Genomic DNA, 24,602 nt, shown 5'->3' with positions numbered 1-24,602 from the left:
TAGGGAGACGCCGACATGGGTAAATTGAAACCGATCCTGCTGAGCACCGCCATGGCACTGGGTGCCACGCCGCTGATGGCGCAGGAAGAACAGTTCATCACCATCGGCACCGGCGGCCAGACGGGCGTCTATTACGTCGTGGGTCAGTCGATCTGCCGCCTGGTGAACCGCGACACGGCGACCACCGGCCTGCGCTGCACCGCGCCCGCGACCGGTGGATCCATCGACAACATCAACCAGATCCGGTCCGGCGGCATGACGATGGGCGTGGCCCAGTCCGACTGGCAGTTCCACGCCTATAACGGCAGCTCGGACTATGAGGGCGATGCCTTCACCGACCTGCGCGCCGTGTTCGCCGTCCACCCCGAGCCCTTCACGGTCGTTGCTCGCGCCGACAGCGGCGTCGAGACCTTCACCGACCTGGCAGGCAAGCGCGTGAACGTCGGCAACCCCGGTTCCGGATCGCGCGGCACGTTCGAGGTCGTCCTGGAAGCCATGGGCATGAGCATGGACGACTTTGCGCTGTCGTCGGAACTGCGCCCCGCCGAACAGTCGGCTGCCCTGGGCGACAACCAGGTCGATGCCATCAGCTATACCGTGGGCCATCCCAACGGTTCGATCCAGGAAGCGACCTCGACCGTGGATGCGACCCTGGTCGACGTGTCCGGCGAGGCGATCGACAAGCTGATCGCGGACAATCCGTTCTACTCCAAGGTCGTGATCCCCGGCGGTATGTACGCCGGCAACGACGACGACACCGAGACCTTCGGCGTCAAGGCGACCTTCGTGACCTCGGCCGCGATCCCGGACGAGACGGTGTACCAGGTCGTCAAGGCGGTCTTCGACAACTTCGATCGCTTCAAGGGCCTGCACCCGGCCTTCGCCTCGCTGACCCCCGAGGAGATGATCGCCGACGGCAACAGCGCGCCCCTGCACCCCGGTGCCGAGCGCTACTATCGCGAACAGGGCTGGATCCAGTAATCCAGGCCTGACCGGGGCGGCCCCATCGGGCCGCCCTTCATCATGACCAACGAACAACAAGATGCATCGCAGGGGGTGCCGTGATGAGCGACGACGACAAGACCAGGGAGCGCCAGCAGCAGGCCAGCGCGGTCGAGATGCAGGCGTCGGGCCACGGCGCCCTGACTCAGGAGGAACTGGACGAACTGGTTGCCTCGTCGGACACGGGCGCGCGCACTCCGCCGGGTTTCGTGGGCAAGCTGATCCTGGGGGTGGCCCTGTGCTGGTCGCTGTTCCAGCTGTGGATCGCCTCGCCGCTGCCCTTCATGCTGAACTTTGCCATCATCAGCGCCACGGATGCCCGCGCGGTCCATCTGGCCTTCGCGCTGTTTCTGGCTTTCATGGCCTATCCCGCTGAGAAGTCGCCTTTCCAGCTGGCCCTTGGTGTGTCGGTTCCGGTGATCCTGTCCGGGCTGTTCATTTATGGCGCGCCCGCCGCGATGCCGCTGTGGTGGCTGGCACTGGCCGGGGCGGGCGTCGTCGCGGCCGTGCTGCTGGGCAGCCCCAAGACCCGCGTTCCGCCATGGGAATGGTTGCTGGCGCTGGCCGGCGTGGTCGTCACCATGTACGTCTTTATCAACAGCGACGCGCTTGGCCGCCGGGTCGGCGCGCCGATCACCACGGACCTGATCGTGGCGGTCGTGGGCATCCTGCTGCTGCTGGAGGCCACGCGCCGCAGCCTTGGACCGGCCCTGATGATCGTGGCCACGGTGTTTCTGGCCTATACCTTCCTGGGCCCCTACATGCCGTCGATCATCGCGCATCGCGGCAATTCGCTGGCCGAGGTCGCCAACCACCAGTGGGTCACGACCGAAGGCGTGTTCGGCATCGCCCTTGGGGTGTCGACCAGCTTCGTGTTCCTGTTCGTGCTGTTCGGCGCGCTGTTGGACAAGGCGGGCGCGGGCAACTATTTCATCCAGGTCGCCTTTTCGCTGATGGGCCACCTGCGCGGCGGGCCTGCCAAGGCCGCCGTCGTCAGCAGCGCCATGACCGGCCTGATCTCGGGCTCGTCCATCGCCAACGTGGTCACCACGGGCACCTTCACCATTCCGCTGATGAAGAAGGTGGGCTTTTCCAGCGAAAAGGCCGGGGCGGTCGAAACCGCGTCGTCGGTCAACGGGCAGATCATGCCGCCCGTCATGGGCGCCGCAGCCTTCCTGATGGTCGAGTATGTGGGCATTCCCTATTTCGACGTCGTCAAGCACGCCTTCCTGCCCGCCACGATCAGCTATATCGCACTGGTATATATCGTGCATCTGGAGGCCATGAAGGCCGGGATGCAGGGCCTGCCACGTGCCTATACGCCGCCGCCGCTGCTGCGCCGGCTGATGTTCGCGGCCTTCCTGATCGCGGGCATCTGCGCGCTGTCGCTGGCGGTCTATTATCTGATGGGCTGGATCCGGCCCGCATTCGGTGCGGCCGCCCCCTACGTGGTGTTTGCCGTCCTGACGGCGGCCTATGTCGGCCTGCTGTGGGTCGCATCGCGCGAGGAGCCGCTGCAGATCGACGATCCCAACGCGCCGGTGACGGAACTGCCGCTGCCGGGGCCGACGGTCCGGTCGGGTCTGCACTTCATCCTGCCGGTGGTCGTGCTGGTCTGGGCCCTGATGGTCGACCGCCTGTCGCCGGGCCTGTCGGCCTTCTGGGCCACCGCCTACATGATCTTCATCCTGCTGACGCAGCGACCGCTGATGGTGCTGTTGCGCGGGTCCGACCGCACCGGAAACGCCCGCACCGGGCGCGCATTGCGTGCCGGGTTCGACGATCTGGTGGACGGGCTGATCTCGGGCGCACGCAACATGATCGGCATCGGCATCGCCACGGCGACCGCGGGCATCATCGTGGGTGCGGTCAGCCAGACCGGCGTCGGATCGGCCCTGGCCGAGGTGGTCGAGGTCCTGTCGGGCGGCCATCTGCTGGCCATCCTTGGCCTGACCGCGGTCCTGTCGCTGATCCTGGGGATGGGTCTGCCGACGACGGCGAACTATATCGTCGTCTCGGCACTGCTGGCGCCGGTCATCGTGACGCTTGGTCAGCAGAACGGGCTGATCGTGCCGCTGATCGCGGTGCACCTGTTCGTGTTCTATTTCGGCATCATGGCCGACGTGACCCCGCCCGTGGGCCTTGCATCCTTTGCCGCGGCCGCCGTGTCGGGGGGCGATCCGATCAAGACCGGGGTCGTCGCCTTCGGCTACAGCATGCGCACGGCGGTCCTGCCGTTCCTGTTCATCTTCAACACCGATCTGCTGCTGATCGACGTGGGCTGGGGGCAGGGGATCTTTGTCTTCATCACGGCGACCATCGCGATGCTGCTGTTCGCGGCCGCGACCCAGGGCTGGTTCCTGGTCCGCAGCAAGCTGTGGGAGACGGTCTTGCTGCTGGTGATCGCCTTTACCATCTTCCGACCCGGCTTCTTCTGGGGCTACGTCTTCCCGCCGTTCGAGGAGCGTTCGGGCGCGGAACTGGTCCAGGCGCTGGAGGACAGCGAGGTCGGCGACGGCCTGCGCCTGCGCATCGCCGGGCTGAACGACATCGGCAACCCCGTTGAGTTCACGGCCCTGCTGCCCGTCCCCGAAGGCGCCACCGGAGAGGAACGGCTGGAGGCCGCGGGCATCACCCTGATCCAGGACGGTGATCGCACGCTGATCGATAACGTGGCGTTCGACAGCCCGGCGCAGGCGGCGGGGCTGGACTGGGATCAGACGGTGCTTGCCGTGAACGCCCCGGCGGCGGCGCCGTCGCGGTACTGGATCTATATCCCGGCCTTCCTGCTGATGGGGTTGGTGATCTGGTCGCAGCGTCGGCGCGAGACGCGCCCCCAGCCCGTGAAAGGACCGCGCCATGCATGACGTCGTGCTGTTGCCGATCGACCTTCAGCATCCCGAAAGCTGGGAAAAGGCCCTGCCGGCCGCGATGCGGCTGGCGGGGGACCAGGGCGTGATCCACCTGCTGGGGATCGTGCATGATTTCGGCAGCTCGATGGTGGCGACCTTCCTGCCCAAGGGGTACGAACAGAAGGCCCTGCAGAAGATGAAGGGCGCACTGGACGATTTCGCCAGCCAGCATTTCCCCGACCAGTCGCGCGTGCAGGTGCATGTCGGCCACGGGCATGTGGCCGAGACGATCCTCAAGGCCGCGGCCCGGCACAAGGCGGACCTGATCGTGATGGCCAGCGACAAGCCGGACGAGCTGCGCAGCATCCTGGTCAGCCGCGATGCCAACGCGGTCGTGCGCCATTCGCCGGTCTCGGTCATGGTGGTGCGCTAGGACATGCAGACCGACCTTCAGATCGCGCGCGCCGCGACCAAGCGGCCGATCAACGACATCGCCGCCCGTCTTGGCCTGACGCCGGATCAGATCCTGCCCTATGGTCATGACAAGGCCAAGATCACCCATGACGCGCTGGCCGGTCTGACCGGCCCCGAAGGCCGCCTGATCCTGGTCACCGCCATCAACCCGACCCCTGCGGGAGAGGGCAAGACCACCACGACCGTGGGCCTGGGCGATGCGCTGAACCGGATCGGCCACCGTGCCACCATCTGCATCCGCGAGGCCAGCCTGGGCCCGAACTTCGGCATGAAGGGCGGCGCGGCCGGCGGCGGGCGCGCGCAGATCGTGCCGATGGAGGAGATGAACCTTCACTTCACCGGCGATTTCCATGCCATCACCTCGGCCCACAATCTGCTGGCCGCAATGATCGACAACCACATCCACTGGGGCAATGCGCTTGACCTGGACACGCGGCGCATCACCTGGCGGCGGGTCATGGACATGAACGACCGCGCGTTGCGCGATGTGGTCGTGGGGCTGGGCGGTGCGGCGAACGGGTTTTCGCGCCAGACCGGTTTCGACATCACCGTCGCGTCCGAGGTGATGGCGATCCTGTGCCTGTCGCGTGATTTGGCCGATCTGCAGGATCGGCTTGGCCGGATCGTCGTGGGCTATACCCGCGACCGCCAACCCGTCACCGCGCGCGATCTGCAGGCAGATGGCGCGATGACCGTTCTGCTGAAGGACGCGTTGCAGCCGAACCTGGTCCAGACGCTGGAGAACAACCCGGCGCTGGTTCATGGCGGCCCCTTCGCCAATATCGCCCATGGCTGCAACAGCGTCATCGCGACCCGCGCAGCCCTGCGCCTGTCCGATTACGTGGTGACCGAGGCGGGCTTCGGCGCCGATCTGGGGGCCGAGAAGTTCCTGAACATCAAGTGCCGCCTTGCGGGGCTTGCGCCAGCGGCCGTCGTGCTGGTGGCCACGGTGCGGGCGCTGAAGATGAACGGCGGCGTGGCCAAGGCCGATCTGGCGGCGGAAGACGTCGCGGCGGTCACCGCGGGCTGCGCCAATCTGGGCCGGCACATCGAGAACATCCGCAGCTTTGGCCTGCCGGTCGTCGTGGCGCTGAACCATTTCGACGGCGACACGCCGGCCGAGATCGCGGCCCTGCAGGACTACTGCGCCGAACAGGGGGTGCAGGCCATCCTGGCGCGGCACTGGGCCATGGGTGGCGCCGGTGCCGAGGATCTGGCCCGCGCGGTCGTCGCCCTGGCGGAACAGCCTGCGGCATTCGCGCCGCTTTACCCCGACGCGATGCCGCTGTGGGACAAGATCCAGACGGTCTGCACCCATATCCACCGCGCCGCGCGGGTCGAACCCGGTCCCGGCGTCCTGGATCAGCTGGCCGCCTGGCAGGCGGCGGGCCATGGGCATATGCCGGTCTGCATCGCCAAGACGCAGTACAGCTTTTCGACCGATCCGGACCTGCGCGGCGCGCCCACCGGGCATGTCATACCGGTGAGAGAGGTGCGGCTGAACGCGGGCGCGGGCTTTGTGGTGGCGATCTGCGGGCAGATCATGACCATGCCGGGCCTGCCGCGCCGCCCCGCGGCCGAGGTCATCCGGCTGGATGATCTGGGACAGGTCGAGGGGTTGTTCTGACCCGATCAGGCGGCGGCCACTTCTTTGGCTTCCGGTTCAAACAGGCGGGACAGCAGGGTCAGGCGATCCAGGCTGTCCAGCATCCGGGGCAGGGGCGCATCCTGCGTCAGTGCCTCGACGCACAGGCGGCGGGTCATGGCGCGGACCGCGGGGCTGGCCGGGCCGTCCGCGTGATGCTGCGCGATGCGGGCGCAGTCGGTGAAGGCCGCGACGTCACCGGCCAGCGCGGCGCGGTCCCACAGCCGCATCACGGCATCCGGCAGGGGGGTCGCGATGGCCACGATGCGCCCGGTCAGCCATGCGGCCTCGGGTCCGTCCAGGCCGGACGGGCGGTCACCGTGACGCGTCAGGCCAAGCCATGCGCGCAGATGCCGGGCCGCGACCGCGTCGCGAAAGCAGATGCGCGCCAATCGGGTCAGGTCATCGGGCACCGCCTGGCGCGCGGGGGACAGGCGGGCGAACCAGTTCTCTCCGGTCGCGCGGGTCAGGCTGGTTGCCGCGTGCAGGGCCTGCGCCTTGGGGATGTCCATCGCGGCGATCCGGTCGGCCAGCTGGCGGGCGGTGGCCTGGACGGGATGGGGCTGCAGCCAGACGGGCGCGGGACCGCGCCAGCGTTTCCACGCCGCCATGTGCAGCGCCATCGCCACATGGACCGTCGGCTGGACCGCATCCGCGAACGTCTGGTCCGCGGTGGCAAAACCCAGCCTGACGGGAAATGATCCGTCGGGCCGCTGGACCTGGATCAAGTCGGACAGCATGTCCGCCACCGGGTGGTCGTCGTCCAGAAGCCGCAGGCAGAACGCGATCCGGGCAACCGACCCCGTGCATCCCGCGCCCTGCGCCCAGGTTGCCAGCATTCTCAGGTGGTCGAAGATCAGCGTATAGGCGCGCGGGTGGGACAGACGGGGACGCCGCGCGCCATGATGATAAAGCTGCATCAGCAGCTGCGCCACCTGTGCCACGTGATCGGGGGTGATCGAGGTCGGGGGCGTGGTTAGCACGGCCTCGGCCTGTGCCAGCAGGACGGGGTCGTCGGACAGCGCCAACCTGTGCGGCAGGGGCAGGGCGGGGTCGTCGGCCAGCGCCTCGCAGGCCAGTTGCCACAGGGGGTCCATCTGGGCGACCAGACCGCCCGCCAGCGTCAGGCGGACCAGCGCATCGTCCCGCGCGCCGTCAAGAACGCGCATGGCGCCTTGACGTACCAGATCTGGCGTCAGGCGACGCAGCACGATCACCTCGATCGGCGAGATGCGCCCGCGCAGGCCCGACAGCACCGGTGCGATCTGTCCCACCAGCGCCAGCGCGCCGATGTCGGGATGATCCAGCGGGCAGGGATCGGGCAGGGCCATGATACGCTGGCGCAGCCATTCAAGGCCGCGGTTGGACAGCAGCCGCATCAATTGGTCCCATGATCCGTCCATCTGCGCCCTCGTCCGTTTCGCGGTTGATCATGCGACAAGGACGCGCGGGTTCAAGAACCGGATGCAGACAATTCGTGCCATTGGCGGCATGATGCCGGGAATTGCGTCGGACGCGCGCGCAGGATAAAGCGGCGGCATGACAAACCGCCCCCAGCTTCCACCCGAAATCGCCCGCCGCCGGACCTTTGCGATCATCTCGCATCCCGATGCCGGCAAGACAACGCTGACAGAGAAGTTCCTGCTGTACGGTGGCGCCATCCAGATGGCCGGGCAGGTGCGCGCAAAGGGCGAGGCGAGGCGCACGCGGTCGGATTTCATGAAGATGGAACAGGATCGCGGCATCTCGGTGTCCGCGTCGGCGATGTCGTTCGATTTTGACGGACATCGCTTCAACCTGGTGGATACGCCGGGCCACAGCGACTTTTCCGAGGATACCTATCGGACGCTGACCGCGGTGGATGCGGCGATCATGGTCATCGACGGGGCCAAGGGTGTCGAATCGCAGACCCGCAAGCTGTTCGAGGTCTGCCGCCTGCGCGATCTGCCGATCCTGACGTTCTGCAACAAGATGGACCGCGAATCCCGCGACACGTTCGAGATCATCGACGAGATTCAAGAGAACCTGGCCATCGACGTGGCGCCGGCATCCTGGCCGATCGGCGTGGGGCGAGAGTTCATCGGCTGCTATGACATGCTGGGCGACCGGCTGGAGCTGATGGACCGGGCCGACCGCAACAAGGTGGCGCAGTCCATCTCGATGAAGGGGCTGGACGACCCGCGGCTGGCCGATCACGTTCCCGCCGATCTGCTGGCCAAGCTGCGCGAGGAGGTCGAGATGGCCCGCGAGCTGCTACCGACCTTTGACCAGCGGTCGTTCCTGGAGGGGCACATGACGCCCATCTGGTTCGGCAGCGCGATCAACAGCTTTGGCGTGCAGGAGTTGATGCAGGGCATCAGCACCTATGGCCCGCCGCCGCAGCCCCAGAACAGTGCCGAGCGCGAGATTTCCCCGGACGAGAACACCGTGACGGGCTTCGTGTTCAAGGTTCAGGCCAACATGGATCCCAAGCACCGCGACCGCGTGGCTTTCGTTCGGCTGGCATCGGGACATTTCGAACGTGGCATGAAGATGGTCCACGTCCGCACGAAGAAACCGATGGCGGTGTCGAACCCGGTCCTGTTCCTGGCCGCCGACCGCGAACTGGCCGAGGAGGCCTGGGCCGGCGACATCATCGGCATTCCGAACCATGGCCAGCTGCGCATCGGCGACGCCCTGACTGAGGGAGAGACGCTGCGCTTCACGGGCATTCCGTCATTCGCGCCCGAGCTGCTGCAGACGGTGCGCGCGACGGACCCGATGAAGGCCAAGCATCTGGAAAAGGCGCTGATGCAGTTCGCCGAGGAGGGGGCCGCCAAGGTCTTCAAGCCCGCGATCGGATCGGGCTTCATCGTGGGCGTCGTGGGCGCGCTGCAGTTCGAGGTGCTGGCCAGCCGGATCGAACTAGAATACGGTATCCCGGTGCGGTTCGAGGGCAGCCAGTTCACCAGCGCCCGTTGGGTCAGTGGCGCCAAATCGGTGGTCGATGCCTTTGCCGAAACGAACAAGGCGCATCTGGCCCATGACCATGACGGCGATCTGGTCTATCTGACCCGCCTGCAATGGGACATCGACAGGATCGGTCGCGATCACCCGGACCTGAGGCTGACCGCGACCAAGGAGATGATGGTCTAGCGCCGCGTCTCCTGACCGAAGGCCATGCCGTCCAACTCCTGCCCGGTTTCGTCGACCGGGTGGCACCAGACGGTGAAGTCCAACAGTTGATGCGGGCCAAAGCTGGCCAGCATCGCTACATCGGCGGCATCGCGACCCCGTGCGACGACGACGCGGCCAAGGCGGCGTTCGTTGTTGCGCGGGTCGAAGGTCCACCAGCGGCCAGATAGGTAGACCTCGATCCAGGCGGCGAAATCCATCGGCGCGTCGACCTTGGGCACGCCGATATCGCCGACATAGCCGTTCACATAGCGGGCCGGGATGTTCAGCGCCCGCAGATAGGCCAGCGCCAGGTGCGCGAAGTCGCGGCAGACGGCCATGCCGCCTTTGCTGGCATCATGCGCGGTCCGAAACACCGACGCCGTGCCGTAATCGAATGTCAGGACCTTGTGGCCATGGTCCAGCACCGCCTGAACACGGCCCCAGCCCGGTTGCAGATGACCGAATAGGTCCCATGCCTGCTGGGACAGGACGTCGCTTTCGACATAACGGGACGCCATCAGATAGATCAGCGCATCGTCGGGCAGATCCTCGACCCGCGTTTCCTGGGCCGCGAAATCGACATCGTCCCACATTTCGTCGTCATTCAGGGTCACATCGCCACGAAGGACAAATTCGCCTGCAGGGGCAACCATGCGGCGGCAGATGTTTCCGAACAGGTCGCGATACTCATGCACGTCGACATGAGGAACGGTCGTGACCTGTTCGGGGGCTATGAAATCATCGTGCCGTGCCGCCTCGGGGGCGACAAGGCAGATGAGGGGGGTCGGCTGCTCGACCTTGATACGGAACTCGTGACCGACCCGGATGCGCATCAGGAAACCGATGCGTCCATCGTGATTTCGGCATTCAGCAGCTTGCTGATCGGGCAGCCTTCCTTGGCCTTTTCGGCGACTTCGAGGATCTTCGCCTGGTCCGCATCAGCGGTGATGGTCGTGGTCAGGTGGGCCTTCTTGACGGCGAAACCGTCGCCTTCCTTGTCCATCGAGATATCGGACTTCGTCTTGATCGACACGCCCGAGATGCCTTCCTGTTCCAGCATCATCGCCAGCGCCATCGAGAAGCACGATGCATGCGCGGCGCCGATCAGTTCCTCGGGGTTGGTGCCGGGCTTGTCCTCGAAGCGGGTGTTGAAACCATAGGGCTGCGCCGACAGCGCGCCCGACTTGGTCGAAACCTGGCCCTTGCCCTCTTTCAGGCCGCCAGTCCATTCAGCCGATCCGGTGCGGGTAATCATGTGATCCATCCTTTTCCTTGGTCAGTGTTGCCCGCCCAACGCGGCAACACCATCCAAGGTTCAGGACTGTGGCTGAATCAGGCGTTGATGTTCCGCAATCGCATAGCGGTCGGTCATCCCTGCGACGTAATCCAGCACAAGACGCGCGCGTTCCGTCGGATCGTTCAGGCGCATGGCCGCGTCGCGCCACTGGTCGGGCAGCCGGTCGGGATGATCCAGGTACAGCGGAAACAGGTCGTTCAGCATCTGCGTGACATGGGTGCGTTCGACGACGACCGAGGGCGCGCGATACATGCGCTGGAACAGGAAGGACTTGATCGCCTTGATGTTCTGGTACAGCGGCTTGGAAAAGCGGATGATCGCCCCGTCCATCGCGCGGATGTCGTCCGCCGATCGCGGCTGCAGCCCGGCAAGCCGGTTCTGGGCAACGGCGATCACATCCTCGACCATGACGCCGAAGACGCGGCGCAGCGCCTCGTAGCGGCGCCGCGTGGGGTCCAGGCCGGGATACAGGCGGTCGACCTCGGCAAAGGCCGGGCCGATCACGGGCAGTTCCGCCAGATCGTCCTCGGTGAACAGGCCTGCGCGCAGCCCGTCATGCAGGTCGTGGTGATTGTAGGCCACGTCGTCGGCCACCGCCGCCACCTGCGCCTCGGCGCTGGCATTGCTGTGCAGTTCCAGATCCCACAGCGCGTTCACCTCGGCCAGGGCATAGGGCAGGGGGCCGGTCACCGGGCCGTTGTGCTTGGCGATGCCTTCCAGGCTTTCCCAGGTCAGGTTCAGCCCGTCGAAATCGGCATAGTGGCGTTCCAGCTTGGTGACGATGCGCAGCGCCTGCGCGTTGTGGTCGAACCCGCCATAGGGCGCCATCAGCGCGGACAGCGCGTCCTCTCCGGTATGACCGAAGGGCGGGTGGCCCAGATCATGGGCAAGGGCTATGGTCTCGGCCAGGTCGGTGTTCAGGTGCAGCGCCCCGGCGATGGTGCGCGCGACCTGCGCAACCTCGATCGTATGGGTCAGGCGGGTGCGGAAATAATCGCCGCGATAGCCTTCGCCATCATGTTCGACAAAGACCTGGGTCTTGTGTTTCAGTCGGCGGAAAGCGCTGGAATGGATGATGCGATCGCGGTCGCGTTGCCAAGGCGACCGGAAGGTGGACAGGCTTTCGTCCTGCAATCGCCCGCGGCTGTCTTGCGGATGGCAGGCATAGGGCGCGAGTGCGGTCACGGGGTCAGCCTTCCTTGCGGGTTCACCCGGCGGACCCTATATTTGATGCGACCAGACGAAAACGGGAACGCCCCATGAACCTGCCGCCCAAAGTGACCGACCGCGCCTTTGACCGCCTGTCCCAGATCAATGCGGGCAAGGACCCGGTACCGCTGCGCATCGCGGTGCTGGGCGGGGGATGTTCCGGGTTCCAGTACGACATCCGCCTGGACGCGCCCGAGACCGACGATCTGATCCTGGAGAAATCGGGACAGAAGGTCGTCGTCGATCCGGTGTCGCTGCCCTATCTGGCGGGGGCGGTCATCGATTTCACCGACGAGCTGATCGGTGCGCGCTTCGTGATCGAGAACCCGAACGCCACGGCAAGCTGCGGCTGCGGGACCAGCTTCTCGATCTAGTCGCAGGGAATGCTGCGCGGGTCCAGTCGCCGCTCCACATAACGGAACTGCGTCCCCGAGGGCAGCGTCTTGACGACGCGCGTGCTATCCCACCCGGCGTTCTGACAAATGACACGGTTCTGCCGGTCGGTGATCCGCAGGCCGTCACCCTTCTTCGACAGCGTGATCGCCTGCCCCTCGCGCCGCGTGCCATCGATGAAGAAGGGCAAGGGTTGCGGCAGCACGATGGCAGGCGCGCCGAACAAGTCGGGCAGACCCTGCCAGTCCTGCGCGGGCCCGCTGGCCACCGTCAGGCGGTGATCTCCCGGCGGCACCAGCAGCCGCAGAACCGCGCCGCCGCGCAGATAGCCGCTGATGACGGGCGTTCCTTGGTCATCCGTCAGGATGATCGCGTGATCCATGTCGGCCGGGGCGCGGACCTGCAGGGGGATCGTCGCGGGCAGGGGGCTGGCCTTTTCCAGCAACCCGGTGACCGGGCGCGCAGCGGCCGCCACGGGCAGGACCATCAGCAGGATCAGCAGTCGGATCATCGCGGCCCCTTTCCGGTTCGTGTTGCCAAACGCGCAGGCGGCGCTAAAGATGCCGCCCATGAAAATCGCAAGCTTCAACATCAATGGCGTCAAGGCCCGCGTGCAGGCCCTGACCGACTGGCTGGCCTCGACGGATGCCGATCTGGTCGTGCTGCAGGAAATCAAGTCCGTGGACGAGGGGTTCCCGCGAGAGCATTTCCAGGACCTGGGATGGCAGGTGGAAACCCACGGCCAAAAAGGCTTCAATGGCGTGGCGATCCTGTCGCGGCTGCCGTTGGAGGACGTGACCCGCGGCCTGCCCGGCGACGATGCCGATGAACAGGCCCGCTATATCGAGGCGACCGTGGTGGGCACCCGTGCGGTGCGTATCGCCGGGCTGTACCTGCCCAACGGCAACCCCGCGCCGGGGCCGAAATACGACTACAAGCTGGCATGGATGGAACGCCTGCGCCTGCGCGCGGCGGAATTGCTGGCATCCGAGATGCCGGTGGTGATGCTGGGCGATTACAACATCATTCCCGAACCGCGCGACGCGGCCCATCCCGACCGCTGGACCGAGGATGCGCTGTTCCTGCCGCAAAGCAGGGCGGCGTTCCGGGCCATCGTGAACCAGGGCTGGACCGATGCGGTGCGCATCCGCGACCCCTGGGCCACGCGCGGGCCGTTCACCTTCTGGGACTATCAGGGCAGCGCGTGGGAGCGTGACAACGGCATCCGCATCGACCATCTGCTGCTGTCGCCCCAGGCGGCCGACCTGATGATCGAAACGGGCGTCGACCGCGATGCGCGGGCCGGTGAAAAGCCAAGCGACCATGTCCCGGTCTGGGTGCGCTTGGCCGCCTGAAGGCAGGCGGCGCCGGGCGGCGGGTCAGATCACCAGAACGCCGGAATGCTTGGCCTTGTGTTCCGGTTCGACATGGATGGTGATCTGGGCGTCGGGCAGTTTGGCCTTCAGGCTGGCCTCGACCCGGTCGCAGATGTCATGGGCGTCGGACACGGTGGTCTGGCCGTCCACGACCAGGTGAAAGTCGATGAAGGTGACGGCGCCCGCATGACGGGTGCGCAGGTCATGCGCCTCCAGCGCGCCGCTGGCCTTGTCCGAGATGATGTCGCGGATGGTCACCAGCGTCTTTTCGGGCACGGCCTCGTCCAGCAGGCCGGACACGGACGACGCCATGACCTTCCATCCCGACCACAGGATGTTCACCCCCACCAGCATCGCAAGCGCCGGGTCCAGGATCGACCAGCCGGTCGCCACTGCCAGCCCCACGCCCAGCAGGACGCCCCCCGACGACACCACGTCCGTCAGCAGGTGCTTGCCGTCCGCGACCAGCGCCGGAGAGCGCAGCCGCCGCCCCTGACGGATCAGGATGCTGCACCAGATCGCGTTCAGCACGCCCGCGCTGGCGTTGATGGCCATGCCCATGCCGACGGCCTGAATCTCGCGCGGGTTCTGGAAGGCGTGCCACGCCTCGCGCAGGATCAGCAGGGCTGCCACGATGATCAGCACCCCTTCCAGCACGGCGCTGAGGAATTCGGCCTTGTGATGGCCATAGGGATGCGACTGATCCGCGGGCCGTTGCGCCACCGAGATCGCGACCAGCGCCGCAACCGCGGTCGCCACGTTCACGATGCTTTCCAGCGCGTCCGACAGCAGTGCCACCGACCCGGTCAGGTACCAGGCCAGGGTCTTCAGCCCAAGCACGATCAAGCCGACAAAGATGCTGCCGACGGCGATTTTCAGGCTGCTGGACATCAGATCGTCCCCTTGGCCATGGACGGGATGGGTATGAGGCGCAGCATGTCGCAGATGCTTTGTGAAATCTCAAGCCACGGTTGCAGCCATTTGCGCACAATAGGCGTTCGGGTGCCGGATAGACACGCATTGCATTTGTTGATTGACCCGTCACTCAATATAAAGCATCCTTAGAGTATCAAAGAAACATGCGGCCACTTGGCTGCGATCATGCGCGTACAGCGGGCCACATGCCCGGTTGCACTGTGGCGCTGATCGTTCATCTGTCTAAGGAGGATTGCGCCCATGACGCCAATCATCACCGTCGCCTATCTCAGTGTGCTGGCCTGCGCGCTGTTCGTCCTGATCCGCTGGCCCCGCCTGCGGCTGCAGGGCGAAGAGCCCGTCGGCCTGTTCACCCTGATCGCCCTGCTATTCACCGCCGGACTGGACATGGGCCTGGTCATGCTGCCCCTAGCGGAGTTCCCGATCTATGAGGAGGACCCCGCCTTCGGGTTCACCAATGCCCTGGCCGTGGAATTCGGCATGTGGGGGCCGCTGGTCTGGCTGATGTATTTCGTGGCCACCTTCTATTTCATCGCGCTGGAGCCGCGCCTGCAGCTGTTCCAGATCCCGGCGGTCAAGTGGGTCTACAACCTGACGGTCATCGCGACCTGCTCGTTCACCTGCTATCTGTTCATGTCGAACCTGCCGACCTATGCCCCGGACCTGCCGCAGGGCGCGGTCTGGGCGCTGGTTGTGGTGGTGATCGCCACCGCCGTCCTGTCCAGCGGCAACATGGCGGTGATGAAGTGGCTTGCCATCATCTCCAGCTATGGGTTCGGCATGCTGGCCTTCACCGCACTGGCGATGATCGCCTTCGTCTACAGCCGCGTGGGTCTGGGCGATTTCTTCGACAGCGTCGGCCTGCTGGGCGGGTACTTCGCGCATCTGCCGCGCTTTGCCACGCCCATTTCGGATTACCATGAATTCTATCTGTTCTGGTGGTTCGCGTGGTCGATCATGATCGGCCAGTTCGTCGCGCGCTTCGTCGGTGGGCTGAGGGTCTGGCAGCTGGCATTGGCGATGGTGGCCCTGCCGGCGATCCCCCTGGGGCTGTGGTTCAGCGTGCTGTTCGTCTATCACCAGGGCGGGATCGTGATCCCCGGCTGGCTGAACTGGTTCATGATCGCTGTCGGTGTGGTCTTCGTCGTGAACTCTCTGGACAGCCTGATCCGGCTGTATTCGACGAACCTGAACTGGTCGCGCGAGACGTTGGGGGACCGGCGCTATTACCCGCTGCATTTCCTGCTGCAGCTGGGGCTGGTCGGGGCCTATGTCTTCACCCCGTTCGAGATCCAGTGGGTCGGCCTGATCGTCGCGGCGCTGTACGGGGTGATCTATGTGCTGCTGGCGCGGCACATGGGCAAGCTGGGCGGCATCGGCCGCCCCGCCGCGGGATAGCGGGCGGACGCCCTCTCAGTCGTCCTTGTCGCTGTCGTCGTCGCCAAAGCGCGAATCGTCCGAGAACTCGTCCTCGCCCTCGTTGACGAACTTGGACGACAGCGCGATCGAGTGGTTGTCATGGACGGGGTCCATCACGACGTCCGACGGGATCTCTCCGACCAGCCATTCGCGCAGCTCCTCGCGGATCTCGGCGGGCTCCTGGCCGGTCACCTCGACCAGATAGGCGATGAAGGCGCGCTGGTCGCCGTCGATCTCGTCCAGTTCGGTGTCCTCGGCCTCGGGCCACTTGTCGATGATCGCCTCATAGAAGGCCGCCCAGTTTTCCTGAACATGGTGCCACTTCATCAATAACCTCCTGTCGGAAGGCTGCCCTGGAACCAGCGCGCCGTCCCTGTAATGTCCTCGCCGACACCGGCGACGGTGTTGCAACCGGCCAGCATCGTGCAAGCCGCTACAGTAACCCAAAACATTCGCATCAGTTCGTCTCCTGCCACCAGACTTCGGGCAAAAAGCCCGGCCAGTCCCCGTACATGGGTATTTCCTCTGGGTATTTCAGATCCGCGGCATGGGCCAGCCGCGAGATCGGCGAAAAGCTGACCGGAATCACATAGCGCCCCGCCGTCAGCACGCGGTCCAGCGCCCGGACCGCGGCGGTGAAATCCTCGGCCGTGTCGGCGGCCGTCATGGCGTCGATCATCGCCTCGGCCGCGGGGCTGTCTATGCCCATCCAGTTGCGGCTGCCGGGCGTGGATACGCCGTCGCGGCCCCAGTACAGGCGCTGTTCGCTGCCCGGCGACAGCGACAGGCCGCGTTCGTACCATGTCATGTCGAACTGATAGTTGTTCGTGCGTTCGATGTACTGCGCGGAATCCAGCAGGGTGATGCGCGGGGTGATCCCCAGGGGGCGCAGCGCCTCGACATAGATGTTCACGATCTGCTGGACCTCGGACCCGCTGCGCATCGCGGTGCCGTTCTGGTTCAGCAGGATCTCGAAGGCGAAGGGCTGGCCCTGCGCGTTCTTCAGCTGTCCGTCCTGAACCGTCCAGCCGGCATCGGCCATCAGCGCCATCGCGCGGCGGACACCGGCGCGGTCCATCGCGCGGTCCGAACCTTCGGGCAGGGTATAGCCGTCCAGCGTGCCGGGCGGCAGGTCGGCCGCGAACGGCGCCAGCAGTTCCGCCACGCGCCCCGTCGCCGGCCCGTCCTGCATCGCCAGGACCGAGTTCGAGAAATAGGACGTGATCCGGGGATCGGCACCGCCGTTCAAGGTCTGGTTGATGAAGCGGAAGTTGAACATCTCGATCAGCGCCTGCCGCACGCGCCAATCGGCGAAGGCCGGGTTGCGCGTGTTCATCACCAGGCCGACGATGCCCGAGGGGCGTTCGTTCGGGATCTCTGCCTGGACCGCGCGTCCGTCCGTCATCAGCGGAAAGCCGTATTCGCTGGCCCATTTCTGCGCCGACAGTTCGCGCCAGACGGTGACGGCACCGGCCTTGAACGCCTCGAACATCGCGTTGGCATCGGCGAAATAGTCATAGCGGATGACGTCGAAATTGTTCACCCCCGCCATCAGGGGCAGATCGCGGCCCCAATAGTCGGGGTTGCGGCGAAAGCTGATCGACCGCCCCGGCTCGACCTGATCGACGACATAGGCGCCGCTGCCGATCGGCGCCTCGAGCGAGGAGGCGGCGAAATCCTGCCCCTCCCACTGGGCCTTCTTCAGGATCGGACGCAACCCCATCAGCAGGGGCAGCTCTCGGTCGGGTTCGGTGAAGGTCAGGCGTACGCTGCGGGGGCCCGTGGCCTCGATCCTGTCGACGCGCGACCAGGCCGCCAGATAGCGGGGATGGCCCTGCGTCCCAAGCGTCTCATAGGACCAGATCACGTCGTCGACGGTGACCGGACTGCCGTCGGAAAACCGCGCCTCCTCGCGCAGGGTGAACTCGACCCATTGCCGGTCGGGCGCGACCTCGATCGTCTCGGCCAGCAGGCCGTAAAGGGTGAACGGTTCGTCGATCGACCGCATCATCAGGGATTCCGTCACGTGGACGCCCACGCCCCATGCGGCATTGCCCTTCAGCACCCAAGGTTTCAGACTGTCGAACCCGCCCGGTTCCGCCAGCCGAATCGTACCGCCCTTGGGCGCGTCCGGGTTGGCATAGGGCAAATGTGCAAAGCCCTGTTGCAGGGCAGGTTCTCCATAGATTGCAATGCCATGGACAGGTTCGGCAAGGGTTGCCAGCGGCATAGATGCAACACCGCCCGTCAGGGTCAGCAGACCCAAGGCAGCCCCCCTGATCGCGGATTTGTTAAGGTTTTCGAAGATTCGCATTGCCTGCCGCCCGGTCGTTTCTTGTTTGGCCGCATTATCAACAGGCTTGACCGGGGGGCGTCAACCAAGGTGGCAAGATCGCTGTTGGACTCGCGCGGTTCCTCGCGTATAAATAGGGCACTGCTCGATAGGTTTCTTGCCTGTATGAAACCTGCCTCATAACTTGCGCCCGCCTTGTGCGGGCGTTTTTTTTTGCCCATGCTGCACCTGCAAACCGCCTTTCGGGGCCGTCAAGGAGCAGCCGATGTATGAGAAATTCCTCAAGGGCAAGACCGCCGTCGTCACCGGATCCAACTCTGGCATCGGGCTGGGCGTGGCCCACAGGCTGGCGCGCGCCGGCGCGGACGTGGTCCTGAACAGCTTCAGCGACACCGACGAGGATCACGCTCTGGCCGAAGGCATGTCCGGCGAACACGGGGTCAAGGTCCGCTACATCCGGGCCGACATGTCCAAGGGCGACGACTGCCGCGCGCTGATCGAAAAGGCCGGCGCCTGCGATATCCTGGTCAACAATGCCGGCATCCAGCACGTCGCGGCGATCCCCGATTTCCCGGCGGCGAAATGGGACGCGATCATCGCGATCAACCTGTCGTCCGCCTTCCACACCACCGCGGCGGCCCTGCCGCTGATGCGTGCAGCGGGATGGGGCAGGGTGATCAACATCGCCTCGGCCCACGGACTGACGGCCAGTCCCTACAAGTCGGCCTATGTGGCGGCCAAGCACGGCATCGTCGGTCTGACCAAGGTGACGGGTCTGGAAACCGCGCGCGAAGCGATCACCGCCAACGCCATCTGTCCGGGCTATGTTCTGACGCCGCTGGTGGAAAGCCAGATCCCGGACACGATGGAGAAATACGGCATGGGCCGGGACGAGGTGATCGAAAAAGTTCTGTTGGAACGCCAGCCGTCCAAGGAATTCGCGACGACCGACCAGCTGGGCGACACGGCGGTCTTCCTGTGCAGCGACGCCGCGGCCCAGATCACCGGGACCACGATCAGCGTCGACGGGGGCTGGACCGCCCTGTGACGGGAACCGCGCCGCGTCCTTTGCCGTTCCATATCAACACAATGTGAGGAGATGGTGATGAAGGGTCTTGTGGCGTGGTTCTTGGGGGTTCCGGTCGTTGTGATCGTGATCCTGTACGTTCTGGGCATCTTTTGATGCGAAAGGGCGCCCCATGATGCGGGGCGCCCTTGGTCTGTCCGGGGTCTTCAGGACAGGCTGTTCTGGATGGTCTGGACGTCGGAATTCGTCAGCGTTTTGGCGACTTCCTTGCGCAGCCGAAGCTGCAGTTCCTTGTGATAGTGCTTGCGCATGACGCCCAAGGTCGAAGGGTCTGCGATGATCGCGATATCCTCGAACTTATTCTTCAGCACCATCGCGTTCAGGTGACGCGACAGCTGGGCCGCAAACGTCGCCTCCTCGTCATCCCGGGGCGACCCTTCGTCGATCTGCGCGCCGTCGCCCGACAGGCTCTCCTGCGTCACCTTGGTCGTTTCCGACAGTTCCAGCCCGGATTTGGCCGTGTTGCGGAACAGGGTGGCAGAGTGGCCGTCGGCAACGACGACCAGGGCATTGTGGGGCAGCATGGTCAGCTCCTTCTTGCGTTCGCTTTCACGGGTTCAACGCAAGCCGGGACCGGTCAGTTGCAGCCTTCGCAAAAGCGGCGGATGCGTGCCATCGCGTCCTGAAGCACGGCGTCGCTGGTGGCGTAGGAGATGCGGAAATGCGGCGACAGGCCGAATGCCGCACCGAAGACGACCGCGACCCCGGTTTCGTCCAGAAGCGCGTTCGCAAAGGCTTCGTCGCTGTCGATCAAGGTGCCGCCGGCGCTGGTCAGGCCGATCAGCCCGGCGATCGACGGATAGACGTAGAACGCCCCCTGCGGCACCGGGCAGTCCAGCCCCGGACAGGCGTTCAGCCCTGCCACGACCAGGTCGCGCCGCCGCTGGAACACCGCGCGGCTGTCGGTGATGTAATCCTGCGGCCCGGTCAGCGCGGCCTCTGCGGCGTACTGGCTGATCGAGCAGGGGTTCGAGGTCGATTGCGACTGCAGCTTGGCCATCGCCTTGATCAGCGCCTCGGGGCCCGCCCCATAGCCGATCCGCCAGCCGGTCATGGCATAGGACTTGCTGACCCCGTTCATGGTCAGGACGCGGTCCTTCAGCCGGGGTTCGACCTGTGCGGGGGTGCAGAACGCGAAGCCGTCGAAGACCAGGTGCTCATAGATGTCGTCGGCCAGCACCCAGACCTGAGGATGACGCAGAAGCACATCGCACAGCGCCGCCATCTGCGCCCGGTCATAGCCCGCGCCCGACGGGTTCGAGGGCGAGTTGAGGATCAGCCACTTGGTCCGCGGGGTGATCGCGGCCTCCAGCGCGTCGGGGGTCAGGCGGAACCCGGATGCCTGGTCGCATTCCACGACGACCGGCGTGCCGCCCGCCAGCAGGACCATGTCGGGATAGCTGACCCAATAGGGTGCCGGCACGATCACCTCGTCGCCGTCGTCCAGCGTGGCCATCAGCGCATTGTAGAGGATCTGCTTGCCGCCGGTGCCGACGGTGATCTGGGCAGGCGCATAGTCCAGCCCGTTCTCGCGCGCGAACTTGTCGGCGATGGCGCGTTTCAGGGACGGCGTGCCGTCGACGGCGGTATAGCGGGTGTGGCCCGCGTCGATCGCGGCCTTTGCCGCGTCACGGACGTTTTCCGGGGTGTCGAAATCGGGCTCTCCGGCGGACAGGCTGATGATGTCGCGTCCCTGTGCGCGCAGGTCCGCCGCGCGGGTGGTCATCGCGATGGTGGGCGAGGGTTTGATGCGGGCCAGCCGGTCCGAGATGAACGCCATGAGACACCTTGCTGCTGTCGGTTTGAACTGTCGGCCCGCATGGCATACGCTGCGCCGCACGCCCTCACAAGGACGAGAGACATGATCGACAGCTATGCCGAACCGGTGGCGACCCTTGGCGACCGCCTGACCGCCGCGCGCGAAGGTGCGGGCCTGGACATTGCCGCCATGGCCGATGCGCTTGGCCTTCGCCCCGAGACGCTGGAGGGGTGGGAGGTCGATCAGGCCGAACCGACGGCCAGCCTGATGGGACGGATCGCCACGGTCACCGGCGTCTCGCCGGTTTGGCTGTTGACGGGGCAGGGCGCGGGACCGCAAGACGCAAGCGCGGGGGCGGCCCTGCGTGCCGAGCTGGCCGATCTGCGCCGCCTGCTGGCCGAGGCCGCCGCCCGCGTGGACCGTCTGGAGGAAGCACTGTCGCATGGCTGATACGCTGGAAACCCCCGAGAACCGCCTGAAACGTCTACACATGCGCAGCTGGCGACGCGGCATGAAGGAGATGGACCTGATTCTAGGCCGCTTCGCCGATGATTGCCTGTCCGGGCTGTCCGGCCCCGATCTGGACCTGTACGAACGCATGCTGGCCGAGAACGATCAGGATCTGTACCTGTGGGTCACCGCGCGGATCGGCGACGGTCCCACCCGCGAGGCACCGCAGATGCTGACCCCGATGCTGGATCGGATCGCGCAACATGCCGCGACGCGCTTTGCGGTCGATCGCTAAAAATTTCGGCATTCCTGGCGCAGGAAGAGGCGGCAATTAACCGAAGATTGTCTTTTCTCTGTCATTGAGAGGTCATGACGAACAGGACAGGACATCCCGAAGCCATGCTTGCACCTGCACCCCGCGAACAGCATCCGACAGTCGATCCCACGGCCCTGGACGTGCCCCTGTCGGACATGACCGACGCCTATCTGGAATCCCTGCAGCTGCTGGAGCGGATGCACCGGCTGATGCTAGATCTGGTCAAGGACGAATTCGAACGCCTGCACCGGGGCGACCTGACCCCGGTCCAGGCCATGATCCTGTACAATCTGGGCGAGGCCGAGGTCTCTGCCGGAGAGCTGCGGTCGCGCGGCATGTATCAGGGATCGAACGTCAGCTACAATCTGAAGAAGCTGGTCGCGATGGGCTATGTCCATCACGAACGCTGCGACATGGACCGACGCTCGGTACGGGTGCGCCTGACGGCCGAGGGCCAGGCGGTGCGCGACCTGGTGCAGCGCCTTTTCATCCGCCACGCCGAAGGGCTAGCCATGTCGGGCGTGCTGGAGGATCCGCCGCTGGATCAGGTGAACCTGCAATGCCGCCGCATCGAGCGGTTCTGGACCGAGCAGATCCGCTATATCTATTGAATTGAACCCGGCCCTGCGGGGCCGGGTGTGCCGTTTTCTGGCGCCTTACCAGGTGCCGGTGTTCTCCATGCTGGACCACGGCTCCTGCGGGGGCAGGTGATCGCCTTCCTGCAGCAGCTCGATCGACACGTTGTCCGGGCTGCGCACGAAGGCCATGTGGCCGTCGCGCGGGGGGCGGTTGATCGTGACGCCGGCGTCCTGCAGCTTCTGGCACATCTCGTAGATGTTGCCGACGCGGTAGGCCAGATGGCCGAAATGGCGGCTGTCCGAGGGCAGGCCGTCATCGCCGTCCCAGTTGTAGGTCAGTTCCACCGGGCATTCCGGCTGGCCCGGAGGCGCCATGAACACCAAGCTGAAGCGGCCCTTGTCGTTGTCGATGCGGCGCGTTTCCTCCAGGCCCAGCAGGCGGAAGAAGTCCATCGTCTTGTCTAGGTCCTTCACGCGGACCATCGTGTGCAGATAGCGGATGTTCATAGAGTATCCTTTGACGTTTGGGTTGAAGGAGACATGGTCTTGACGCCGGCGCAACGCAACCCCCGCGGGGGCGGTTGCCGCAGTCGCGTTCTTGACTTAGGACGAGGGTCACCGCACCGCCTGAAAGGACCGCCGCAATGCCCCTCACGCCCGAACAGCAGGCCGAGATCGACAGCCAGCGCGCCACGCCTCGCCAGACGCTGCGCGCCGTGTCCGAGGGGATGGAGAACCACCTGTACGTGGCGCATCAGGTTCTGGATCACGGGCTGGTGCGGGTCATCGACTACATGGGCGACGACGCGGCAATCTGTCAGGCGGCGCGCGTCAGCTATGGCAAAGGGACCAAGTCGGTGCAGAACGACGAGGGCCTGATCCGCTATCTGATGCGGCACTGGCATTCGACGCCCTTCGAGATGTGCGAGGTCAAGTTCCACGTCAAGCTGCCGGTCTTCGTGGCCCGCCAGTGGATCCGTCACCGCACCGCCAACGTGAACGAGTATTCCGGCCGCTATTCGATCCTGGACCGGGAATTCTACATCCCCGCGCCCGAGCATCTGGCCGCGCAGTCGTCGCAGAACCACCAGGGCCGGGGCGAGGTGCTGCAGGGCGCCGAGGCGCAGCGCGTGCTGGACCTGCTGCGCGAGGACGCGATGCGCAGCTATGACAGTTATGAGGCGATGCTGAGCCAGGAGGGGCAGCAGGGTCTGGCGCGGGAACTGGCGCGCATGAACCTGCCCGCGAACATCTATACCCAGTGGTACTGGAAGGTGGACCTGCACAACCTGCTGCATTTCCTGCGCCTGCGCGCCGACAGCCATGCCCAGTACGAGATCCGGGCCTATGCCGACATCATGTGCGACATCACCCGCGACTGGGTGCCCGCCGCCTTTGGTGCATTCCAGGATTACCGGATGAATGCCGTGAACCTGTCCGCGCAAGCCGCCGATGCGCTGCGGCGGCGCCTGGCCGGAGAGGTCGTCACGCAGGAAAATGCCGGCATGGGCGCGCGTGAATGGCGCGAGTTCCAAGCCGTCTGGGGCTGAACGGGGGCGCGCCACGCGCCCCCGTCCGGATCAGAACGTGAAGTCGTTCAGGTCCAGGTTGGCGCGGTTAAAATCCTCCAGCACGATCACGGTGGACGCGTTCACCGTCAGGATCGTGTCACCGCCCTGCTGCACGGCGCCGTTGATGGCGCGCTGGACCTGGCCGCGGTCCAGGTCGTCGATCTCGATCCGGTCCAGGCCGTTCTGGAAGTCGACGATACGGTCGCGCCCGTCGCCCAGGTCGAATTCGAACCGGTCGGCGCCGATCCCCCCGGCCAGGATGTCGTTGCCCCGACCGCCGTCCAGCGTGTCGTTGCCCTGGTTTCCGTGCAGGATGTCGGCGCCGTCGTCGCCCTCGATCTCGTCATTACCCTCGTTGCCGAACAGCCGGTCATTGCCGCCGTCGCCCTCCAGGTCGTCCCGGCCCTGACCGCCATAGAGCAGGTCGTTGCCCTGATTGCCCTCCAACTCGTCGTCGCCCCGGCCGCCGAACAGGGTGTCGAAGCCGAAGCCGCCCCACAGATCGTCGTTCCCGTCATCGCCGCGCAGCAGGTCGTTGCCCGCACCGCCCGCCAGGCTGTCATTGCCCGCGCCGCCGTTCAGCACGTCGTTGCCGTTCTCGCCCCAGATGCGGTCGAAGCCGCGATTGCCATTCACCACGTCGTTGCCGTCGCGCCCATAGATCAGGTCTGCCAACGCGCTGCCGTTGATCCGGTCTGCACCCGAGGTTCCGTTATAGCGTGCCATTCAAGCGATCCTTTCATGTTGCCGGCCACCCATGCGGCGGCCCTGTGCGAATCGCGATATCAC

The 24,602-nt window shown here is 65.6% G+C and carries 25 protein-coding genes; 13 read left to right on the top strand and 12 right to left on the bottom strand.

Annotated features, from left to right (window positions below):
* The first annotated feature begins 15 nt into the window (after positions 1–15).
* From PRL19_RS14570 to PRL19_RS14555, 4 genes are all read left to right on the top strand, one after another.
* Positions 16–981 (top strand): TAXI family TRAP transporter solute-binding subunit, encoded by a 966-nt coding sequence (locus PRL19_RS14570; RefSeq protein WP_139085344.1) that lies wholly within the window; start codon positions 16–18, stop codon positions 979–981.
* A gap of 83 nt (positions 982–1,064) precedes the next feature.
* Positions 1,065–3,869, top strand: a complete 2,805-nt coding sequence (locus PRL19_RS14565) for a TRAP transporter permease (RefSeq protein WP_127898720.1) — start codon at positions 1,065–1,067, stop codon at positions 3,867–3,869.
* Positions 3,862–4,287 (top strand): universal stress protein, encoded by a 426-nt coding sequence (locus PRL19_RS14560; RefSeq protein WP_127898719.1) that lies wholly within the window; start codon positions 3,862–3,864, stop codon positions 4,285–4,287. The genes PRL19_RS14565 and PRL19_RS14560 overlap by 8 nt, the downstream gene beginning before the upstream one ends.
* Before the next feature lie 3 nt (positions 4,288–4,290).
* The gene (locus PRL19_RS14555) at positions 4,291–5,955 is read left to right on the top strand and encodes a formate--tetrahydrofolate ligase (RefSeq protein ID WP_273743380.1); all 1,665 of its coding nucleotides are present in this window, start codon (positions 4,291–4,293) and stop codon (positions 5,953–5,955) included.
* 5 nt (positions 5,956–5,960) lie between these two features.
* Here the strand turns inward: PRL19_RS14555 and PRL19_RS14550 are convergent, their stop codons facing one another.
* Positions 5,961–7,352 (bottom strand): hypothetical protein, encoded by a 1,392-nt coding sequence (locus PRL19_RS14550; RefSeq protein WP_273743379.1) that lies wholly within the window; start codon positions 7,350–7,352, stop codon positions 5,961–5,963.
* A gap of 160 nt (positions 7,353–7,512) precedes the next feature.
* Between PRL19_RS14550 and PRL19_RS14545 the strand changes: the two genes are divergently transcribed.
* On the top strand, positions 7,513–9,108 hold the full coding sequence (locus PRL19_RS14545) for a peptide chain release factor 3 (protein WP_045981705.1): 1,596 nt from the start codon (positions 7,513–7,515) through the stop codon (positions 9,106–9,108).
* On the opposite strand, the gene PRL19_RS14540 is transcribed toward PRL19_RS14545, so the two are convergent.
* From PRL19_RS14540 to PRL19_RS14530, 3 genes are read right to left on the bottom strand one after another with little or no spacing between them, the layout of a single operon-like run.
* Entirely contained in the window at positions 9,105–9,962 is an 858-nt protein-coding gene (locus PRL19_RS14540; RefSeq protein ID WP_273743378.1) for a transglutaminase-like domain-containing protein, read from the bottom strand. The genes PRL19_RS14545 and PRL19_RS14540 overlap by 4 nt on opposite strands.
* A complete protein-coding gene (locus PRL19_RS14535) occupies positions 9,962–10,384 on the bottom strand; it encodes an OsmC family protein (RefSeq protein WP_045999588.1) in 423 nt (140 codons plus the stop codon). The genes PRL19_RS14540 and PRL19_RS14535 overlap by 1 nt, the downstream gene beginning before the upstream one ends.
* Positions 10,385–10,444: 60 nt before the next feature.
* Positions 10,445–11,611, bottom strand: coding sequence for a deoxyguanosinetriphosphate triphosphohydrolase (locus PRL19_RS14530; RefSeq protein WP_273743377.1), 1,167 nt, complete (start codon positions 11,609–11,611; stop codon positions 10,445–10,447).
* Positions 11,612–11,685: 74 nt separating this feature from the next.
* Here PRL19_RS14530 and PRL19_RS14525 point away from each other — a divergent pair, with 74 nt between their 5' ends.
* Positions 11,686–12,009, top strand: a complete 324-nt coding sequence (locus PRL19_RS14525) for a HesB/IscA family protein (RefSeq protein ID WP_045981709.1) — start codon at positions 11,686–11,688, stop codon at positions 12,007–12,009.
* Here the strand turns inward: PRL19_RS14525 and PRL19_RS14520 are convergent.
* Complete coding sequence (locus tag PRL19_RS14520) at positions 12,006–12,539, bottom strand: hypothetical protein (RefSeq protein WP_273743376.1); 534 nt, start codon at positions 12,537–12,539, stop codon at positions 12,006–12,008. The two genes, PRL19_RS14525 and PRL19_RS14520, sit on opposite strands and share 4 nt — an antisense overlap.
* 58 nt (positions 12,540–12,597) lie before the next feature.
* Here PRL19_RS14520 and xth point away from each other — a divergent pair, with 58 nt between their 5' ends.
* Positions 12,598–13,383 carry an exodeoxyribonuclease III gene (gene xth / locus PRL19_RS14515; RefSeq protein WP_273743375.1) on the top strand — a complete coding sequence of 262 codons (786 nt, stop codon included), beginning with the start codon at positions 12,598–12,600 and terminating at the stop codon, positions 13,381–13,383.
* A 24-nt stretch (positions 13,384–13,407) separates the two neighbouring features.
* Here xth and PRL19_RS14510 read toward each other — a convergent pair whose 3' ends face one another.
* The gene (locus tag PRL19_RS14510) at positions 13,408–14,295 is read right to left on the bottom strand and encodes a cation diffusion facilitator family transporter (protein WP_045981711.1); all 888 of its coding nucleotides are present in this window, start codon (positions 14,293–14,295) and stop codon (positions 13,408–13,410) included.
* A gap of 285 nt (positions 14,296–14,580) precedes the next feature.
* Between PRL19_RS14510 and PRL19_RS14505 the strand changes: the two genes are divergently transcribed.
* On the top strand, positions 14,581–15,738 hold the full coding sequence (locus PRL19_RS14505) for a choline transporter (RefSeq protein WP_045998981.1): 1,158 nt from the start codon (positions 14,581–14,583) through the stop codon (positions 15,736–15,738).
* A gap of 15 nt (positions 15,739–15,753) precedes the next feature.
* Here PRL19_RS14505 and PRL19_RS14500 read toward each other — a convergent pair whose 3' ends face one another.
* A complete protein-coding gene (locus PRL19_RS14500; RefSeq protein WP_045981713.1) occupies positions 15,754–16,086 on the bottom strand; it encodes a hypothetical protein in 333 nt (110 codons plus the stop codon).
* A 130-nt stretch (positions 16,087–16,216) separates the two neighbouring features.
* On the bottom strand, positions 16,217–18,073 hold the full coding sequence (locus PRL19_RS14495) for an extracellular solute-binding protein (RefSeq protein WP_420704399.1): 1,857 nt from the start codon (positions 18,071–18,073) through the stop codon (positions 16,217–16,219).
* Between the two features lie 244 nt (positions 18,074–18,317).
* Here PRL19_RS14495 and PRL19_RS14490 point away from each other — a divergent pair, with 244 nt between their 5' ends.
* Entirely contained in the window at positions 18,318–19,100 is a 783-nt protein-coding gene (locus PRL19_RS14490; RefSeq protein WP_273743373.1) for a 3-hydroxybutyrate dehydrogenase, read from the top strand.
* A gap of 185 nt (positions 19,101–19,285) precedes the next feature.
* Here PRL19_RS14490 and PRL19_RS14485 read toward each other — a convergent pair whose 3' ends face one another.
* Both PRL19_RS14485 and PRL19_RS14480 read right to left on the bottom strand, forming a co-directional pair.
* The gene (locus PRL19_RS14485; RefSeq protein WP_252927274.1) at positions 19,286–19,663 is read right to left on the bottom strand and encodes a host attachment family protein; all 378 of its coding nucleotides are present in this window, start codon (positions 19,661–19,663) and stop codon (positions 19,286–19,288) included.
* A gap of 53 nt (positions 19,664–19,716) precedes the next feature.
* Complete coding sequence (locus PRL19_RS14480; protein ID WP_273743372.1) at positions 19,717–20,919, bottom strand: pyridoxal phosphate-dependent aminotransferase; 1,203 nt, start codon at positions 20,917–20,919, stop codon at positions 19,717–19,719.
* Between the two features lie 81 nt (positions 20,920–21,000).
* On the opposite strand from PRL19_RS14480, the gene PRL19_RS14475 reads away from it, so the two are divergent.
* From PRL19_RS14475 to PRL19_RS14465, 3 genes are all read left to right on the top strand, one after another.
* A complete protein-coding gene (locus tag PRL19_RS14475; protein ID WP_042249702.1) occupies positions 21,001–21,348 on the top strand; it encodes a helix-turn-helix domain-containing protein in 348 nt (115 codons plus the stop codon).
* Positions 21,341–21,643 carry an FAD assembly factor SdhE gene (locus tag PRL19_RS14470; protein ID WP_273743371.1) on the top strand — a complete coding sequence of 101 codons (303 nt, stop codon included), beginning with the start codon at positions 21,341–21,343 and terminating at the stop codon, positions 21,641–21,643. The genes PRL19_RS14475 and PRL19_RS14470 overlap by 8 nt, the downstream gene beginning before the upstream one ends.
* A 176-nt stretch (positions 21,644–21,819) precedes the next feature.
* Complete coding sequence (locus PRL19_RS14465) at positions 21,820–22,275, top strand: MarR family winged helix-turn-helix transcriptional regulator (RefSeq protein WP_127899388.1); 456 nt, start codon at positions 21,820–21,822, stop codon at positions 22,273–22,275.
* Between the two features lie 45 nt (positions 22,276–22,320).
* Here PRL19_RS14465 and PRL19_RS14460 read toward each other — a convergent pair whose 3' ends face one another.
* Positions 22,321–22,749: a VOC family protein gene (locus PRL19_RS14460; protein ID WP_148912353.1), complete on the bottom strand. Its 429-nt coding sequence runs from the start codon at positions 22,747–22,749 to the stop codon at positions 22,321–22,323.
* Positions 22,750–22,886: 137 nt separating this feature from the next.
* On the opposite strand from PRL19_RS14460, the gene thyX reads away from it, so the two are divergent.
* Entirely contained in the window at positions 22,887–23,792 is a 906-nt protein-coding gene (thyX, locus tag PRL19_RS14455; protein WP_045999591.1) for an FAD-dependent thymidylate synthase, read from the top strand.
* Positions 23,793–23,822: 30 nt separating this feature from the next.
* Here the strand turns inward: thyX and PRL19_RS14450 are convergent, their stop codons facing one another.
* Positions 23,823–24,539: a calcium-binding protein gene (locus PRL19_RS14450; RefSeq protein ID WP_273743370.1), complete on the bottom strand. Its 717-nt coding sequence runs from the start codon at positions 24,537–24,539 to the stop codon at positions 23,823–23,825.
* Between the last annotated feature and the right edge of the window lie 63 nt (positions 24,540–24,602).

The sequence above is a fragment of the Paracoccus marcusii genome, from assembly GCF_028621715.1.
Taxonomy (GTDB): Bacteria; Pseudomonadota; Alphaproteobacteria; order Rhodobacterales; family Rhodobacteraceae; genus Paracoccus; species Paracoccus marcusii.
This window is presented reverse-complemented; position numbering and strand designations above follow the sequence as displayed.